The following is a 16114-nucleotide window of genomic DNA, read 5'->3' as shown; positions in this document are numbered from 1 at the left end:
GTTCCCCAGCCGCACCGCTGCATGATGCGTATGCGAAGCGGCCTTGCCGGGCGGTGTCAGGCATCGCGGCGCGGGGCGTGCAGATATCCCTCGATCGCCCGCAACACCCGGCGGCTGGCGGCCGGGCGCGACAAGTCCTTTTGCAGCGCGTGGTCGACCATGGCGCGGCTGCGCTTCTGGGACCACTACTTCGAGGTGCTCGACATCGTGCCGGCGCTCGAAGGCAACTGCCTCGCGTGACGCGAGCGCCGGCCCGGAAACCTTCGGGCCGGTTCGCTGGCCGGCGCGGCGAGGGTGACGTTGCTTCGTCGTCATTCCGGGGCTCGCGAAGCGAGAACCCGGAATCCATCGGGCCGCAGCGTTGGTGGATGAATGGATTCTCAGATGCGCGCAATTGCGCATCATAGTTCGTGCTTCGCACGCCGCGGAATGACGAGGGGGGTAGGGGCTCGCACTAAAAGTGAGTTGCCCGCCCCGTCAATCCCCGCGCGCAAAAAGATTTCGCTTTTTCGTAATAGCAACTCAGTGTATGGTCTTCGCGTCTCACCCGATCGAGGGGCGCTGCGCATCGTCATAGTGTTGCGGTGAGATGCGGTGGACGGTTCGTATGTCAGTGACGACAGCATGCGAGGCGGACGGTGAAGTCGTGCAGGCCTGACGCCCTAGTGGCAGGTGTCTTCTCGCAGGATGGGAATGCGTCTTGCGAGGACGGTGACAAAAAAGCCCAGTCTCGCCGGGGAGAGCACGTATAAGCCGTAACCCATCGCGCAGGGAAAGCCGGGTTGTTTCCGGTTACACCTGTGGTCCTACCCCGGTGCTTTTTTGCTGCACCGGGCCCATGGGTGCAATCGGCACCCGGCTTTCCCTGCGCCCTCTGCCAACGGAGAGGGCGAAACGAACAGCAAAGCTCGGACAATCCATGTCGCGAGAATGCAAAACTGCGTTCCCACCCACACCTGTCATCGCCCGGTTTAACCGGGCGATCCAGTACGCCGCGACCCATCGGCTTAATCACCACCGTCTCTGGAATACTGGATCACCCGCCTGCGCGGGTGATGACACCGAGTTAGTTGTTTGACATCAAACCAAACCATCCCCGTCATCCCCGCGCAAAGGCGAAGCCTTTGTCGCTGGAGGTGCGAGCCTTGCGGCGCAGTTGCGCCGCTGGGCGAGCCTCGAAGGATGAATCGGCCCCGCTGGTGGCCGTCGATCCTTCGAGGGCCGCTGAAGAAGCGGCCGCCTCAGGATGACGGAACCAATGGCTGCGCATTGGGCGAGGACAACCCACAGTTCATCCGGCGAAAATCGCGCGGCTTCGTCACTGTGTCACATTAACGCGTGCAGGCGACTTTCGGATAGCTTGCGTCATCGAAACGATCGACTACCCTTGGCATACAAGCAGGCCATCGCAACAGAATCGGCCACAGGAGGGGAAACGCATTGCACGGACCGGCGGACCGGCGCAGCGAGGTCACGCGTGGCGCCAGCGATGGGGCCCGCCGCATGCTGACCGGCCTCTGGGTCGCGGCGTTGCTGGCGATCCTCGCCTTCCTGGTGGTCTATCCCGTCATCATGCTGCTGCTCGGCGCGCTCACCGACACCAATCCGGTGGTCGACGGCATCTCGCGCAGCCTCAGCCATCTGTCGATCGCGAATTTCCTCGCCGTGCTCGCCAACCCGAATGTCGGCGAGGCGCTGCTCAACACGCTGATCGCCTGCGGCGGCGGCACCGCGATCGCGGTCGCGATCGGGCTGTTCTTTTCCTGGATCGTGGTGCGCACCAACACGCCGTTCAAGGGCTTCATCGCCGCCGCCAGCATCCTGCCGCTGTTCGCGCCGCCGCTGGTGGCGGGGGTGGCCTGGGCGATTCTTGGCTCGCCGAAGACCGGGCTGATCAACACCATGTTCAAGTGGATGGGCTCCGACTTGCGCGTCGATTTCTATTCGATGTGGGGTCTCGTCTTCGTGTTCGGCATCTACTACGCGCCGTATGTCTACATGTTTACCTCCTCGGCGCTGCGCAACATGGATCCGAGCCTGGAGGAGGCCGCCGAGATCTCCGGCGCCAGCGCCTTCTCGACGCTGTTCACGGTGACCTTCCCGCTGATCATGCCGGCGATCATCTCGGGCATGCTGCTGTCGTTCATCGTGATGCTCGGCATCTACGGCATCCCCGCGGTGCTGGGCGCGCCGACCAACCTCAACGTGCTCACCACCTACATCTTCAAGCTGACCAACTGGTCGCCGCCGCTCTACAACACCGCGGCCGCGGTCGCGATCATCCTGATGGTGGTGACCGGGTTTCTGGTCTATCTGCAGCAGCGGGTGCTGAGCGGGCGCAGCTACACCACGGTCGCCGGCAAGGCGTTCCGGCCGCGCAGCCTCGATCTCGGGCCGTGGCGCTGGCTCACCTTCGCGATCGGCATCGTCTATCTCCTCATCGTCGTGGTGCTGCCGTCGTTGGCGCTGATCGTCGCCGCGTTCCGCAAGTTCATGTTCATCCGCGACGTCGCCAGCCTGTTCGACATGCGGCAATATTCGCTGACGCATTTCGAGAGCATTTTTGACAATCCGCTGACGATGCGCTCGATCTACAACGCGGTCGAAGTCGGCCTCATCACCGCGATCATCGGCGGCGCGCTCGCCTTTGCGATCGGCTACACCATCCATCGCACCCGCGTTCCCGGGCGCCGCAGCATCGACCTGATCTCGACGCTGCCGGTCGCGATCCCCGGCCTCGTGGTCGGCGTCGCCTATCTCTGGGCCTGGATCGGCGTGCCCGGCGGGCTCTACGGCACGATCTGGATTCTCGCACTCGCCTTCATCGCGCGCTTCATGCCCGACACCGTGAAGGCGCTGTCGACCTCGTTCCTGCAGATCCATCGCGAGCTCGAGGAGGCCGCCTGGGTCTGCGGCAAGGGCATGCTCGGCACCATCAGGACCATCGTGCTGCCGCTGGCGAGCCCGGGCGTGCTGGCGGCGATGACGCTCTTGTTCGTGCTGGCGATCCGCGAGCTCGGCTCGTCGCTGTTCCTTTACACCAGCAACACCATGGTGATGTCGGTGTTGCTGCTCGACTATTACGAGGGCGGCAATATCGGCAAGACCGCGGCGTTCAGCCTGGTGCAGACGGTGCTGCTCGGCGTCCTGATCGGCGGCGCCAACTGGCTGTCGCGTGGCGCCGCGCAGGGCAATGTGGCGCGGACCGGATAACAACAAAATGGGAGGATTGGCGATGGATAGACGGACCTTCACCACATTGGCCTTGGCAAGCGTCGCGAGCCTGGCGCTGGCGCCCGGCGCGCAGGCGCAGGAGTTCGGCGCGCCCGAGCTGATCGCAGCCGCCAAGGCCGAGGGCAAGCTGGTCTACTACACCGCCAATTTCGCCGAGATCGAGCAGCAGGTGATCAAGGCCTTCAACAAGCGCTTTCCCGAGATCAAGATCGAGATGGTGCGCGCGCCGGGCGGCCAGCTCATCACCCGCGTGAAGACCGAAGCCGCCGCCGGCAAACTGATCGCCGACGTGGTCGATCACTCCGACCGCGCGCTGATGCAGCCGCTGGAGGATTTATTCCAGGATTACGCGCCGCCGAACGCGGCCGATTACGATCCGCATGCGCTGATCTCGCCGAAATACTGGCCGCGCATCACGCTCGCCTGGTCGATCGCCTACAACACCGAGCTGGTGAAGGACCCGCCGAAATCCTGGATGGACCTGACCAAGAAGCAATATGACAAGCTGATCGGCCAGGTGTTCGCGCAGTCCGGCGGCACCACCTGGACGCGGATCATGTTCGAGCGCCAGGTGCTCGGCGAGGATTACTGGGCCAAGCAGGCCGCGACCCATCCGGTGCTGTATCCGTCCGGCGCCCCGACCGCCGACGCGCTGGTGCGTGGCGAAATCGCCATCGCGCCGCTGCTCTACAACGTGATCTATCAGAAGAAGAAGGACGGCGCGCCGATCGAAATCTTCTTCGCGCCCGAGGGCGCGCCGGTCAATCCCTATGCGTCGGGCATTCCCAAGACCGCCGCGCATCCGAACGCTGCAAAGCTGTTTTTGAACTGGTGCCTATCCAAGGAAGGGCAGATCTTCATGATCAAGGAGCTCGGCAACCTCACCTCGCTGAAGGAGGTGCCGGCCTATCCCGAAGGGTTCGATCCCAAGGTGGTGAAGCTGTGGTATCCGGATTTCGGCGAGTATGTGAAGCTGCATGCGGCGTGGGTGGCCGACTGGGACAAGACGTACGGCTATCGGCAGTAAGGCGACGGGTGCAACGATGACGGCGACGCTCGAGGTCACCGAACTCAGGAAGCAGTTCGCGGTCGGCCGCCCGGCGATCGACGGCGTCAGCTTCAGCGTGCCCGCCGGCGAGATCGTCGTGCTGCTCGGGCCGTCCGGCTGTGGCAAGACCACGACGTTGCGCTGCGTCGCCGGGCTCGAGCATCCGACCGGCGGCGAGATCTCGATCTCGGGCCGGGTGGTGTCGTCGCCGGCGCGCGGCGTCCAGGTCGCGCCGCGCTCGCGCGACCTCGGCATGGTGTTCCAGTCCTACGCGGTGTGGCCGCACATGACGGTGCGGCAGAACGTGATCTATCCGCTGAAGCACCGCAAGATCAGCCGCACCGAGGCCAACCGCATGGTCGAGGAAGCGCTCACGCTGGTCGGGCTGTCCGAGTATGGCGACCGGCCGGTGGTCGCGCTGTCGGGCGGGCAGATGCAGCGCGTCGCGCTGGCGCGCAGCATGGTGTACCGGCCGCAGCTGCTGTTGCTCGACGAGCCGCTGTCGAACCTCGACGCCAAGCTGCGGCTGCGGCTGCGCGATGATCTGCGCGTCATCCTCAAGCAGACCGGCATGACCGCGCTCTATGTCACGCACGACCAGGCCGAAGCCGTGGTGCTCGGCGACCGCAGTCGGCAGTGATGCGCGACGGCAAGCTGCTGCAGATGGACACGCCCGATGCGATCTACAATCGCCCCGCCGACCTGTTCGTCGCCAATTTCACCGGCGCCACCAATGAGCTCGCCGGCACGCTGGTTGCCTGCAACGGCCAATATGGCGTGGTCGATTTCGGCGACGGCAGGCGAGGCGAGGTCGCGCTGTTCCACGCGCTGGCGCCGGACGAGAAGGTGCGCGTCGCGCTGCGGCCCGAGAATATCGCGATCGGCCGGCCCGATGGCGCCAATACGTTCTCGGCCAAGGTGCTCGATCGCCGCTATCAGGGCACCCAGACCGCCTATGGCATCGAGCTGTTCGGCAAGCGGCTCGAGGTGGTCGAGCTCGGCACATCGGCGCGGCATCAGGTCGGCGTCGAAGCGCCGGTCTCGCTGCCGCGCGAATGCCTGTGGGCCTATCGCGACAGCGGGCCGGTGTCGCATGAGTAGGGCATGATCCTGACTCTAGGCGCTCAGCCCGAGGCTCGAATAGATCCGTCGCGCATAGGCGCCGAATGCGTCCGTGGTCTTGATCGGCAGGTCGCGGGGGAAGGGCAGGTCGATCGGAAAATATTCGGCCATCTTGGCCGGGCCCGCCGTCAGCACGGCGCAGTGCGAGGCCAGGAACACCGCTTCCTGGATCGAGTGGGTGACGAAAATGATGGTCTTGCCGCTCTCACGCCAGATCCGCAGCATCTCCAGGTTCATCTGCTCGCGGGTCAGCGCGTCCAGCGCCCCGAACGGCTCGTCCATCAGGATCAGTTTCGGGTCATGGACGAAGGCGCGCGCGATCGCGGTGCGCTGCTGCATGCCGCCGGAGAGTTGCTGCGGATATTTGTCCTCATAGCCGGCAAGTCCGACCAGCCGGAGCAAGTCGCGCGCCCGCTCGCGCGCCGCCTTCATCGGCAGGCCGACGATCTCGGCCGGCAGCAGCACGTTGTCGAGGATGGTGCGCCACTTCAGCAGCAGCGCCTGCTGGAACACCATGCCGATGTCGCGCGCCGGATCGAACAGCGTCGTGGCGTTGCCGATCTTCACCGTGCCAGAATCGGCGCCATGCAGGCCGGCAAGAATCTTCAGCACCGTGGTCTTGCCGCAGCCGGACGGGCCGACCAGCGACACCAACTCGCCCTCCTGCACGTCCATGGTGACGTCGGACACGGCGAGGAATTCGGCGCCCCTGGACCGGTAGACCTTGCGGACGTTGCGCAGGCTGATGAAGGGCTCCGCCTTCATGCCAGCCATTTCTGCAGGTTCTCGGCGACGAACGCATCGTCCGAGAGGTCGGCGTGCTCGCGGCAGACGCGGTCGATCTCGGCCATCTGGCCCGGGCTCAGGCCCTCGTCCTTATCGAGGCACCAGATGCCCTGCATCAGCCCTTGGCGGCGCAGGATCTCGTGGCAGCCGGCGATGCAGCCGTGGAAATTGTTGGCGACGTCGAAGAAGGCGCTGTTGCAATCGGTGACGCGAGCGTCGAGCGCCAGCAAATCCGCCGGGACCGTCTCCTTGTGCCGCGCCGCCTTGCACATCTCGAATTGCTTGATGGCGCTGGCGGTCCACACCGACCAGTGGCCGAGCAGGCCACCCTTGAAATATGTCCGCGTGGTGACGCCTTGGTCGCGCAGGTCGAACGGCAGCATGAGGTCGAGCAGGATATGGTCGTCGTTGCCGGTGTAGAGCGCAACGCGGTCGAGTGCACCGGCGGCAGCGACGCCGCGCAGCACGTCGAGCGTGCGGTAGCGGTTGAACGGCGCGATCTTGATCGCGATCACATTGTCGATCCCGGCGAAGCGTCGCCAGAAATTGGCGCTCAGGATGACGCCGCCGACCGCCGGCTGCAGATAGAAGCCTACCAGCGGGATTTCCTTCGCCACCGCCTCGCAATGGGTGATGATCTCGTCCTCGGAGGCCGATTTCATCGCGGCGAGGCTGAGCAGCCCGGCGTGATAGCCGATGCCGCGCGCGACCTTGGCTTCGGCGGTCGCCTGGCTGGTCGCGCCGGCGAGGCCGGCGACCATCGCGAGCGGCCGCGTGGTCCAGGCGGCCGCGGTCTCGGCGGCGAGCTCCAGCACCGGCCGGTAGAGGCCGACGTCGCGGATCGCGAATTGCGTGGTGTGGACGCCGACCGCAAGGCCGCCCGCGCCGGCGTCGATGTAGTAGCGGGTCAGCGCGCGCTGGTGCCTGAGGTCGAGCTTCCGGTCGGCGTCGAGCGCGAGCGGATGCGCCGGCAGCACGGTGCCGTCGGCGATCAGCTTGCGGACCTCGGGCTTGATGTCGCTGTGGTGCATGGCGTGTCCCTATCCAAATTCCGGGCCGGCGACGGCGAAGGGCGATTCGTCACCCGGCGTGGTCCGCGGCCCGAACCGCATCCGCTGGAACGGCCGCTCGATGCTCCAGCCCGCGCTGGTCAGGCCGTTCAGGAAGTCGAACTGCGAATGAACGGCGTCGATGATCAGCGGCCGCGTCTCGGATTGCGCGATGGCTGCGACCAGCGCCAGCGCGCTGGCGGCGTCGTCGGCAAGCAGCGGCCCGATATGGCGGGCGACGCGGCCGTCGCGGACCAGGGCAATCGCCTTGTCGCCGGCGACGAGGCGCGAGCCGGCGCGCGCGCAGAACGCGCGCAGCAGCGCTTCGCGCGCAAAGCCGTAGGCGTGGCGGTCGCGGGCGATCAACTCGTCTGGTTCTCCGGCCGGCAGCGCCTGGGTGTCCACGGCGCGCGGCGGATCGGTCAAGCGAAGCCGGCGCAGCTCCAGCGTCGGCGTGAAGCCGAGCGGACCGTAGACCGCGGCGCCGGCCGGTGTGGCGTCGAGCCATGTCGTCAGCTGGCGTTGTCGCGCCGCATCGAGGCAGGCGTCGACCAGCCGGGTCGCGATGCCGCGGCGTTGCCAGCGCGCGGTGACCAGCACCATGCTGATCCAGGCGTTGCCGTCGGCGTAAGGCAGCAGCGCCGCGGTGGCGATCAGCTGGTCGCCGTCGCGCACGCCGAGCACGATGCCGCGGCTCAGGAAAAATCGCCAGTCGGCCTCGTTCTGGTTCCAATGCGCTTCCGCCGACAGCGCGAGGCCTGCCGGCGCGTCGTCGACGCCGAGCTCGACAATCGCGAGCGAGTCAGTAGCGGCCATCGCGCACCTCGTATTTGGTGGGCTTGCCGAGGCTCGGCATCGACCGCGCCACCCAATCGGCGGTCCATGCGATCAGCTGGTCGGTATCGACGATCGGCAGGCCAAACAATTTCACCGCTTGCGAGGTGTCGGTCAGCCATGCCGTCGGCTCCTCCTTGCCTACGATCACCGGCGCGCGGCCGAAACGCTGGCCGAACTTTGCGGCGAGGTCACGCACCGCGAGAATCTCATGGCCGCTGACATTGATCGGCGAGGTCGGCGTGTCGCAATGCGCGAGGCAGCGCAGCGCCTGCGCGGCGGCGTCGCCCTGCCAGATGAAATTGACATGTCCGAGGCTGACGTCGATCGGCTTGCCCGTAAGGACCTTGGTGGCGATGTCGTGCAGCACGCCGTAGCGCATGTCGATCGCGTAATTGAGGCGGAACAGCCGCCCGGGAGTGGCGAACTTGCGCGAAAAATATTCGAACATGCGCTCGCGCCCGACGCAGGACTGCGCGTATTCGCCGGGTGGGTTCGGCTGCATCGCCTCGTCGGAGCCGCGACCGTCGACCGGTACGAACGGATAGACGCAGCCGGTCGAGAACGCCACGATCCGCGATGTCGCAAAGGCCTGGGCGACCAGCGCTGGCACATGGGCATTCATCGCCCAGGTCAGCGACAGGTCGCCCTCGGCGCCGAACTTGCGGCCGGCCATGAAGATCACGTTCGGGCTCTTCGGCAATTGCGCGATCGCGTTCTCGTCGAGTAGATCGCAATTGATGGTCTCGATGCCGCGCGTCTCCAGCCACTCCTTGACGCCCTGGTCGCTGAAGCGCGCGACGCCGATCACCCGGCGCTGCGGTTGCGCGCGCTTGGCGAGATCGGCCAGCGTCGGTCCCATCTTGCCGGCGACGCCGAGTATCATGATGTCACCGTCGACCTTGCCGAGATTGTCGATCAGCGCCTGGCTCGGCCGGCTCAGCAATTCGTCGAGCGCATCGAGATCGGGGATCGTTGCGGGCAGGGTGGCGCGGGTGAGCAGCATGTTGTGTCCTTGTTATTGCAGCCTGACGTCGCGGACCACGAACAGCCGTTCGAGGCCGAGCACGAGGCCGTACAGCGCGACGCCGAGCAGCGTGAGCAGCACCACGGCCATCACCATCGCCGGGGTGTCGAGCGAGGACTGCACCTGGATCATCAGGTAGCCGAGCCCGCGCTCGGAGGCGATGAACTCGCCGACGATGGCGCCGGCGACCGCGAGGATGGCGCCGACCTTCATGCCGGAGAACACGTAAGGCAGCGAGCCCGGCAGCTGGATCTTGCGGAACAGCGTCCAGCGCGAGCCGCGCAGCGATTTGACGAGGTCGAGCAGATCGGGCTCGACCTCGGAGAGGCCACGCGCGGTGGTCAGCAGGATCGGGAAGAAGCAGATCGAGAACGCGATCAGGATGTTCGGAAAGATGCCGTAGCTGAACCAGACGATGAACAGCGGCCCCAGCGCGACCTTCGGGATCATGTTCAAGGTCACGAACAGCGGCAGCAGCAGCAGGCTGACCAGCGGCGACCAGGTGAAGATCACCGCAAGCGCGACGCCGACCAGCGCGCCGAGGCAGAAGCCGCCGAGGATTTCCGCCGCCGTCACCAGCAGGTTCGACAGCCAGGCATACTTTGCGGCGCCCAGCGTCGCCACGGTCGCGAGCGGCGAGGGCAGGATGAACTTTGGAACCTGGAACGCGTCGACGGCGACCTGCCAGAGCACGATCACGGCAAGGTGCACGATCAGGATGATCGCAATCGACCGCGCCGACCGTCCGCCGTCATTGAACACAGGCTGCTCCGTTGCTCGCGCCGTCCTCCGGGCGCGAGCGCAGCCTATCCCGGGTGCCGGCAAGTTTCAACCAGTTGGTTGATTAGCGGGTCGAAGTTCACAAGCCGCGCCGCAAATTGTGGTGTCGTCCCTGCGAAAGCAGGGACCCATAACCACAGGACGTTGTTGCTACGAGGGCCGTGGCCCCAGCTTCGCAAACCAACGCGCGTTGGTGGTTATGGGTCCCGGCTCAAGACCGGGACGACACCGAATATGGGGGGCCACTGCCCAACGCTACGGCCGCAGCGACTTCAGCACGAGATCGACCACATGCTTGCGCCGGGCGCGCTTCTCGGCGGCGCTGGACAGGTCCTTGCCGAAGATCGCCGACAGGGTCGACGCATTGGAGAAGAAGAAGTAGCTGAGGCCGGCGATCGAGATGTAGAGATGCACCGCGTTGACGCCCTTGCGAAAGGTTCCCGCGCGCAGGCCCTCGGCGAGGATCTTCGAGACCATGCTGACCAGGGGCGAATGCATCGCCTCGAGCTTGCGCGAGCCGCGCACATGGCGCGCGCCGCCGCGGTTCTCGTCGTTCAACAGCACGATGAAATCGGGGTGGGCGTCGAGATGGTCGAACGAGGCCTCGATCAGCGTCTTGATCGCCTGCTCGGGCGGCAGGCCCTCGAGATTGAGCTTGCGCTCCTGGGCGCGGATCTCTTCATAGACCAATTCCAGCACGGCGAGGTAGAGCGCGTCCTTGTCGCCGAAATAGTGGTAGACCAGCTGCTTGTTGACGCCGGCGCGCGCCGCGATCTCGTCGACCCGGGCGCCGGCCAGCCCGTTCTGCGCGAACTCGCGCCGCGCCGCGGTCAGCAGCTTGTTCCGGGTGGCGACGGGATCCCGCCGCTGCGGCTTGATGTCGTCCGATCGTCTCTTCAGCATTTCCAACCAAACAGTTGACAACTGGTCCCGCCCTCTGTTGCATTGGTAGCGTCAGGGACACGCAACGACAAGGCCGGCCTTGTCGTTCGAGGAGGATGCGATGAGGGGATTGAGAGCCGCCGCCTTGACGATTGGGCTGGCGATCGCACCGGCGATGCCGATCGCGCCGTCGTTCGCGGGCGAGGCGGTCAACCTGGTGTTGAACTGGACGCCGACCGCGGACCATTCGCCGTTTTATTATGCCAAGGCGCAGGGCTGGTACGAGAAGGCCGGCATCGATCTCACCATCGAGGTCGGCAAGGGCTCCGGTGTCTCGGCGCTGAAGGTCGGCTCCGGCGGCTCGCCGTTCGGCATCGCCGACCTCGCCACCACGCTGGTGGCCAAGAGCAAGGGCGCCGACGTGGTGGCGCTGATGAGCATCTACGCCAATACCGGCCAGACCTTCTACTGGCTGAAGAGCTACGGCGTGAACGGACCGAAGGATTTCGTCGGCCACAAGATCGGCAACCCGCCGGGCGACGCCTCGCGCGTGATGTGGCCGGCGTTCGCCAAGGCGGCCGGGATCGCGCCCGACGCGGTCTCCTTCGTCAACGTCGGGCCGACCGCGAAGATCGCGGCGCTGAAGAGCCACACCGTGGATATCATCAGCGACTTCTACAACGAGCACGATCTCAAGGTGATCGAGTTCGGCCAGGACCTCGGTTTCGTCAACTGGAAAGACATCGGGCTCAACCCCTATGGCAACTCGCTGATCGTCAACGGCGCCTACCTCGCGAAGAACCCGAAGCTGGTCGAGGAATTCGTGCGGATCAGCCAGAAGGCCTACGCGGCCTGCGTCGCCGACGTCGCGCCCTGCCTCAAGGCGCTGCTCGACCAGGCCTCCGGCCTCGACAAGGAGAACCAGGAGCGGCAGTGGGAGCGCATCAAGTATCTGATGACCGACGAGTTCACCACGACCAAGGCGCTCGGCTGGATCGACGGCGAGCGGATGAAGAAGGACTATGAACTGGTCCAGACCTATCTCGGCATGGAGAAGCCGTTCGACGTCACGACCGCGTTCTCGACCAAAATGCTCGACGCCAGCATCAAGATGGATGCGAGCAAGGTGAAGAAGTGAACGCGGGTCATTCCAGGGCAATACGCCCGGAATGAGGGGGGCCAACCGTCAGGCCACGCCGAGAATGCCGGGACGGCGGGGATTTGCCAATCGCGTCGATGTTAGCTTATCTGTTGCGGAACCAATGACAGAAAAGCCGATCGAGCGAGGCGCCCTCCGATGACGATGACGGATCAATCCCGGGATGCGAAGCCGGCCGCGATCGACAAGGAGCGGCTGCGCCAGAAATATCTCGCTGAACGAAATAAGCGGCTGCGTCCCGACGGCAACGATCAGTATCTTCAGATCAAGGGACAGCTCGCGCATTATCTCGACGATCCCTATACGCCGCGCACCGAGCGGGCGCCGAAGACCGACCACGTCACCTTCGCCTTCATCGGCGGCGGCTTTGCTGGGCTGGCAACCGCGGCGCGGCTGACCGAAATCGGCGTCAAGGATGTGCGCATCGTCGAAAAGGGCGGCGACTTCGGCGGCACCTGGTACTGGAACCGCTATCCCGGCGCGCAGTGCGACACCGCATCGATGGTCTACATGCCGCTGCTGGAAGAGACCGGCCACATGCCGTCGGAGAAATACGCGCATGCGCCGGAGATCCTCGCGCATTGCCAGCGCATCGGCAAACATTTCGGGCTCTACGACAACGCGCTGTTTCACACCGAGGTCGTCAGCCTCGACTGGGACGAGGGACAATCGCGCTGGAGGATCCGCACCAACCGCGGCGACGCCTTCACCGCGCAATATGTCGGTATCGGCACCGGCCCGCTGCACGTGCCAAAACTGCCCGGCATTGCCGGCATCGAGAATTTTGCCGGCCACTCGTTCCACACCAGCCGCTGGGATTACGACTACACCGGCGGCAGTCCGCAGGGCGCGCCGATGGACAGGCTCGCCGACAAGCGCGTCGGCATCATCGGCACCGGCGCCACCTCGGTGCAGTGCGTGCCGCATCTCGCGCGAGCCTGCAAGGAGCTCTACGTGTTCCAGCGCACGCCGTCGTCGGTCGACGTGCGCGGCAATGCGCCGATCGATCCGAACTGGTTCGCCGGCATTGCGACGCCCGGCTGGCAGCAGCGCTGGCTGGAGAATTTCACCGCCAACCAGGCCGGCGGCTCCGCCGAAGAGGATCTGGTGCAGGATGGCTGGACCGACCTGTCGAAGCGGATCCGCGCCAAGATCATGGTGCTGCCGCACGAGCAGCGAACCGTAGAAAACATGCGGGCCGCGTTCGAGGATTCCGACTTCGAGAAGATGGAGGAAATCCGTAACCGGATCGACACCATCGTCCGCGATCGCGAGACCGCCAGGAATCTCAAGGCCTGGTATGGCCAGCTCTGCAAGCGGCCGTGCTTCCACGATTCCTATCTGCAGGCGTTCAACACGCCGGGCACGCATCTGGTCGACACCGACGGCAAGGGCGTCGAGCGGATTGCCGAGAAAGGGATCGTCGTCGCGGGCAGGGAATACGAGCTCGATTGCATCATCTATGCCTCGGGTTTCGAGGTCGGCACCGAATATCGCCGGCGGGCGGGCTTCGATCTGACGGGGCGGGACGGCGTCAAGCTGTCGGATTATTGGGGCGAGGGCATGCGCACCAAGCACGGCATTCACGTGCACGGCTTTCCGAACGTGTTCTTCGTGCAGCCGACGCAGGGCGCCAACCTGATCTCCAACGTGCCGCACAATCTGACGGAAGCGGCGCGGACCATCGCGCTGATGGTCGGTCATGCGCGCGACAACGGCTTCACGCAAATCGAAGTCAGCAAGGAGGCCGAGAGCCGCTGGGTCGAGCTGCTCCTGACCGGTGTCGGCCGCATGATCGGCGGGCCGGATTGCACGCCGGGCTATTACAACAATGAGGGCCGCGAGCCCGGTCCCGCCGCCAAGCTCAATGTCGGCCATCCCGCGGGGGCGTTGGCCTATTTCAAATATATCGAGGGATGGCGCAGCAGCGGCCAGTTCGAGGGCGTGCAGTTTCGCTGAGGCGGATGATCAAGGTTTTCGTGGTGTGAGAGGAGTGAACGATCATGACAAGCGCCGGTGACATATCGCAAGCTCCGAAGCCCGCATCCGCCTCGGTCATCGCGCAGCATGCGGCGATGCTGAAGGCGCTGCCGTTCTCCGATGTCAGGGATTTCGACGACGCCGCGCGCGGCTTCCTCGGCACCATCGAGCACGCAAAGGTCACCTCGGCGCAGGGCCGCGCGGTCTGGAGCCTCGAGCCTTACGGCTTCCTGGCGGAGGAAAATGCACCGCCGACCGTCGATCCCAGCCTGTGGCGGCAGTCGCGGCTCAACATGCATCACGGTCTGTTCGAGGTGGTGCCCGGCGTCTACCAGGTGCGCGGGCTCGATATCGCCAACATGACGCTGATCGAGGGCGACACCGGCGTGATCGTGGTCGACACGCTGACCTCGATCGAGGGGGCGCGGGCGGCGATGGAGCTATACTTCCAGCACCGCGGCAAGCGGCCGGTCGCGGCTGTCATCTTCACCCACACCCATACCGACCATTGGGGCGGCGCCCGCGGCGTGCTCGACGACGCGATGCTGGCGGCCGGCGTGCCGATCATCGCGCCGAATTTTTTCATGGAGCACGCGGTCTCCGAGAACATCATCGCGGGTCCGGCGATGCTGCGCCGCGCGCAGTATCAGTTCGGGCCGTTCCTCGCCAAGGGCGTGCACGGACAGGTCGACTGCGGGCTCGGCAAGACCATGGCGGCCGGCGGCGTGGCGCTGCTGCGGCCGACCGACCTGATCATCGCGACCGGCGATGTCAGGGTGATCGACGGCGTCGAATTCGAATTCCAGATGGCGCCGAACAGCGAGGCGCCGGCGGAGATGCATTTCTTCATCCCGCGCTACAGACTGCTCAACCTCGCGGAAAACTGCACGCATAATTTCCATAATCTGCTGCCGTTCCGCGGCGCCGATGTCCGCGATGCGCTGGCCTGGTCGAAATATCTCGGCGAGGCGCTGCAGATGTGGGGCGGCAAGGCCGAGGCGATGTGCGGCCAGCATCACTGGCCGGTGTGGGGCGCGGCGCGGATCGACACCATGATCCGTCAGCAGCGCGATCTCTACAAATACGCGCACGACCAGACCATCCGGCTGATGAACCACGGGCTCAACGCCGCCGAGATCGCGGAGGCGATCCGCCTGCCGCAGAGCCTGGAGGGCGCCTGGCACGGCCGCGGCTATTACGGCCACATCAGGCACAATGTGAAGGCGATCTACCAGAAATATCTTGGCTGGTACGACGCGAATCCGGTCAATCTGGATCCGCTGCCGCCGGTCGAGGCAGGCAAGAAGTATGTCGAATACATGGGCGGCGCCGACGCGATCCTGAAACGGGCGGTGGCGGATTTTTCCAAGGGCGAATTCCGCTTCGTGGCGCAGGCGGTCAGCCATCTCGTGTTCGCCGAGCCGGACAACCAGGCGGCGCGGGCAATGCTGGCCGACACGTTCGAGCAGCTCGGTTACGCCGCGGAAAGCTCGACCTGGCGCAACGCCTATCTGTTCGGCGCGCAGGAGCTGCGCCAGGGCATGCCGAAGACGCCGCCGCGCTCGCCGATGCCGCGCGAGACGCTGGCCGCGCTGCGCACCGAGCAGCTCTGGGACGTGCTCGGCATCCGCCTCAACGGCCCCAAGGCCGAAGGCAAGCGTATCGTGTTGAACTGGAGCTTTACCGATACCGGCGAGACGTTCGTGCTCAATCTGGAGAATTCGGCGCTGACCTACGTCAAGGGCGCGCAGGCGGCGGATGCGGATGCGAGCTTCACCCTGGCGCGCGGCACGCTGGACGAGGTGATCGCCAAGCTGACCACGTTCCCGGACGCGGTCGACGCCGGCAAGATCAAGGTGTCGGGCGAGCCGCTAAAGCTCGGCGAGCTGATGGCGCTGATGGACGAATTCCCGCGCATGTTCGAGATCGTCGAGCCGAAGCGGACGTTGGTGACGTAGCGCCGTCGTCACCCTGAGAGGGTGTGAAGCTTTGTCCTCACCCACACCTGTCATCGCCCGGTTTAACCGGGCGATCCAGTACGCCGCGGCCTCTCGGTTCATTCACCACTGCCTCTGGAATACTGGATCACCCGCCTGCGCGGGTGATGACACTGAGAAAGGTGAGCAAACCAACCCGTCACCATGAGGAGCGCGCTCTTGCGCGCGTCTCGAAGGGTCGACGGCCCGGCTGGTGGCCGATTCATCCTTCGAGGC

At 65.4% G+C, this 16114-nt stretch carries 14 protein-coding genes; 8 read left to right on the top strand and 6 right to left on the bottom strand.

All coding sequences use genetic code 11. The features are described from left to right. Window positions 1-21: 21 nt before the first annotated feature. The 5 genes from CI41S_RS44835 to CI41S_RS44825 all read left to right on the top strand — a co-directional run bounded on the left by CI41S_RS44835 (window position 22) and on the right by CI41S_RS44825 (window position 5383). On the top strand, window positions 22-240 hold the full coding sequence (locus tag CI41S_RS44835) for a hypothetical protein (RefSeq protein WP_244626851.1): 219 nt from the start codon (window positions 22-24) through the stop codon (window positions 238-240). Window positions 241-1440: 1200 nt separating this feature from the next. Then, window positions 1441-3213, top strand: a complete 1773-nt coding sequence (locus CI41S_RS40935; protein WP_244626850.1) for an ABC transporter permease — start codon at window positions 1441-1443, stop codon at window positions 3211-3213. 22 nt (window positions 3214-3235) lie between these two features. Then, window positions 3236-4261, top strand: a complete 1026-nt coding sequence (locus tag CI41S_RS40930) for an ABC transporter substrate-binding protein (RefSeq protein ID WP_244626849.1) — start codon at window positions 3236-3238, stop codon at window positions 4259-4261. A gap of 16 nt (window positions 4262-4277) precedes the next feature. After that, a complete protein-coding gene (locus tag CI41S_RS44830; RefSeq protein WP_244626848.1) occupies window positions 4278-4922 on the top strand; it encodes an ABC transporter ATP-binding protein in 645 nt (214 codons plus the stop codon). Next, entirely contained in the window at window positions 4922-5383 is a 462-nt protein-coding gene (locus CI41S_RS44825; RefSeq protein WP_244626847.1) for a TOBE domain-containing protein, read from the top strand. Before CI41S_RS44830 ends, CI41S_RS44825 begins: the two co-directional genes overlap by 1 nt. Before the next feature lie 15 nt (window positions 5384-5398). On the opposite strand, the gene CI41S_RS40920 is transcribed toward CI41S_RS44825, so the two are convergent. The 6 genes from CI41S_RS40920 to CI41S_RS40895 all read right to left on the bottom strand — a co-directional run bounded on the left by CI41S_RS40920 (window position 5399) and on the right by CI41S_RS40895 (window position 10783). Then, window positions 5399-6178 carry an ABC transporter ATP-binding protein gene (locus tag CI41S_RS40920; RefSeq protein WP_139864613.1) on the bottom strand — a complete coding sequence of 260 codons (780 nt, stop codon included), beginning with the start codon at window positions 6176-6178 and terminating at the stop codon, window positions 5399-5401. Continuing rightward, window positions 6166-7221 (bottom strand): dihydrodipicolinate synthase family protein, encoded by a 1056-nt coding sequence (locus CI41S_RS40915; RefSeq protein WP_139864612.1) that lies wholly within the window; start codon window positions 7219-7221, stop codon window positions 6166-6168. The genes CI41S_RS40920 and CI41S_RS40915 overlap by 13 nt, the downstream gene beginning before the upstream one ends. Window positions 7222-7230: 9 nt before the next feature. Next, a complete protein-coding gene (locus CI41S_RS40910; RefSeq protein ID WP_139864611.1) occupies window positions 7231-8055 on the bottom strand; it encodes a GNAT family N-acetyltransferase in 825 nt (274 codons plus the stop codon). Then, on the bottom strand, window positions 8042-9079 hold the full coding sequence (locus CI41S_RS40905) for an NAD-dependent epimerase/dehydratase family protein (RefSeq protein WP_139864610.1): 1038 nt from the start codon (window positions 9077-9079) through the stop codon (window positions 8042-8044). The genes CI41S_RS40910 and CI41S_RS40905 overlap by 14 nt, the downstream gene beginning before the upstream one ends. A 12-nt stretch (window positions 9080-9091) precedes the next feature. Next, entirely contained in the window at window positions 9092-9862 is a 771-nt protein-coding gene (locus tag CI41S_RS40900) for an ABC transporter permease (RefSeq protein ID WP_139864609.1), read from the bottom strand. Window positions 9863-10135: 273 nt separating this feature from the next. Further along, window positions 10136-10783, bottom strand: a complete 648-nt coding sequence (locus CI41S_RS40895) for a TetR/AcrR family transcriptional regulator (protein ID WP_139864608.1) — start codon at window positions 10781-10783, stop codon at window positions 10136-10138. Window positions 10784-10883: 100 nt separating this feature from the next. Here CI41S_RS40895 and CI41S_RS40890 point away from each other — a divergent pair, with 100 nt between their 5' ends. The 3 genes from CI41S_RS40890 (at window position 10884) to CI41S_RS40880 (ending at window position 15859) form a co-directional block, all read left to right on the top strand. Then, window positions 10884-11900: an ABC transporter substrate-binding protein gene (locus tag CI41S_RS40890; protein WP_139864607.1), complete on the top strand. Its 1017-nt coding sequence runs from the start codon at window positions 10884-10886 to the stop codon at window positions 11898-11900. A gap of 159 nt (window positions 11901-12059) precedes the next feature. Beyond that, entirely contained in the window at window positions 12060-13880 is a 1821-nt protein-coding gene (locus CI41S_RS40885; protein ID WP_139864606.1) for a flavin-containing monooxygenase, read from the top strand. Window positions 13881-13924: 44 nt separating this feature from the next. Then, window positions 13925-15859: an alkyl/aryl-sulfatase gene (locus CI41S_RS40880; protein ID WP_139864605.1), complete on the top strand. Its 1935-nt coding sequence runs from the start codon at window positions 13925-13927 to the stop codon at window positions 15857-15859. The last annotated feature ends 255 nt before the right edge of the window (window positions 15860-16114 follow it).

Source organism: Bradyrhizobium ivorense (assembly GCF_900696085.1).
GTDB lineage: Bacteria > Pseudomonadota > Alphaproteobacteria > Rhizobiales > Xanthobacteraceae > Bradyrhizobium > Bradyrhizobium ivorense.
This window is presented reverse-complemented; position numbering and strand designations above follow the sequence as displayed.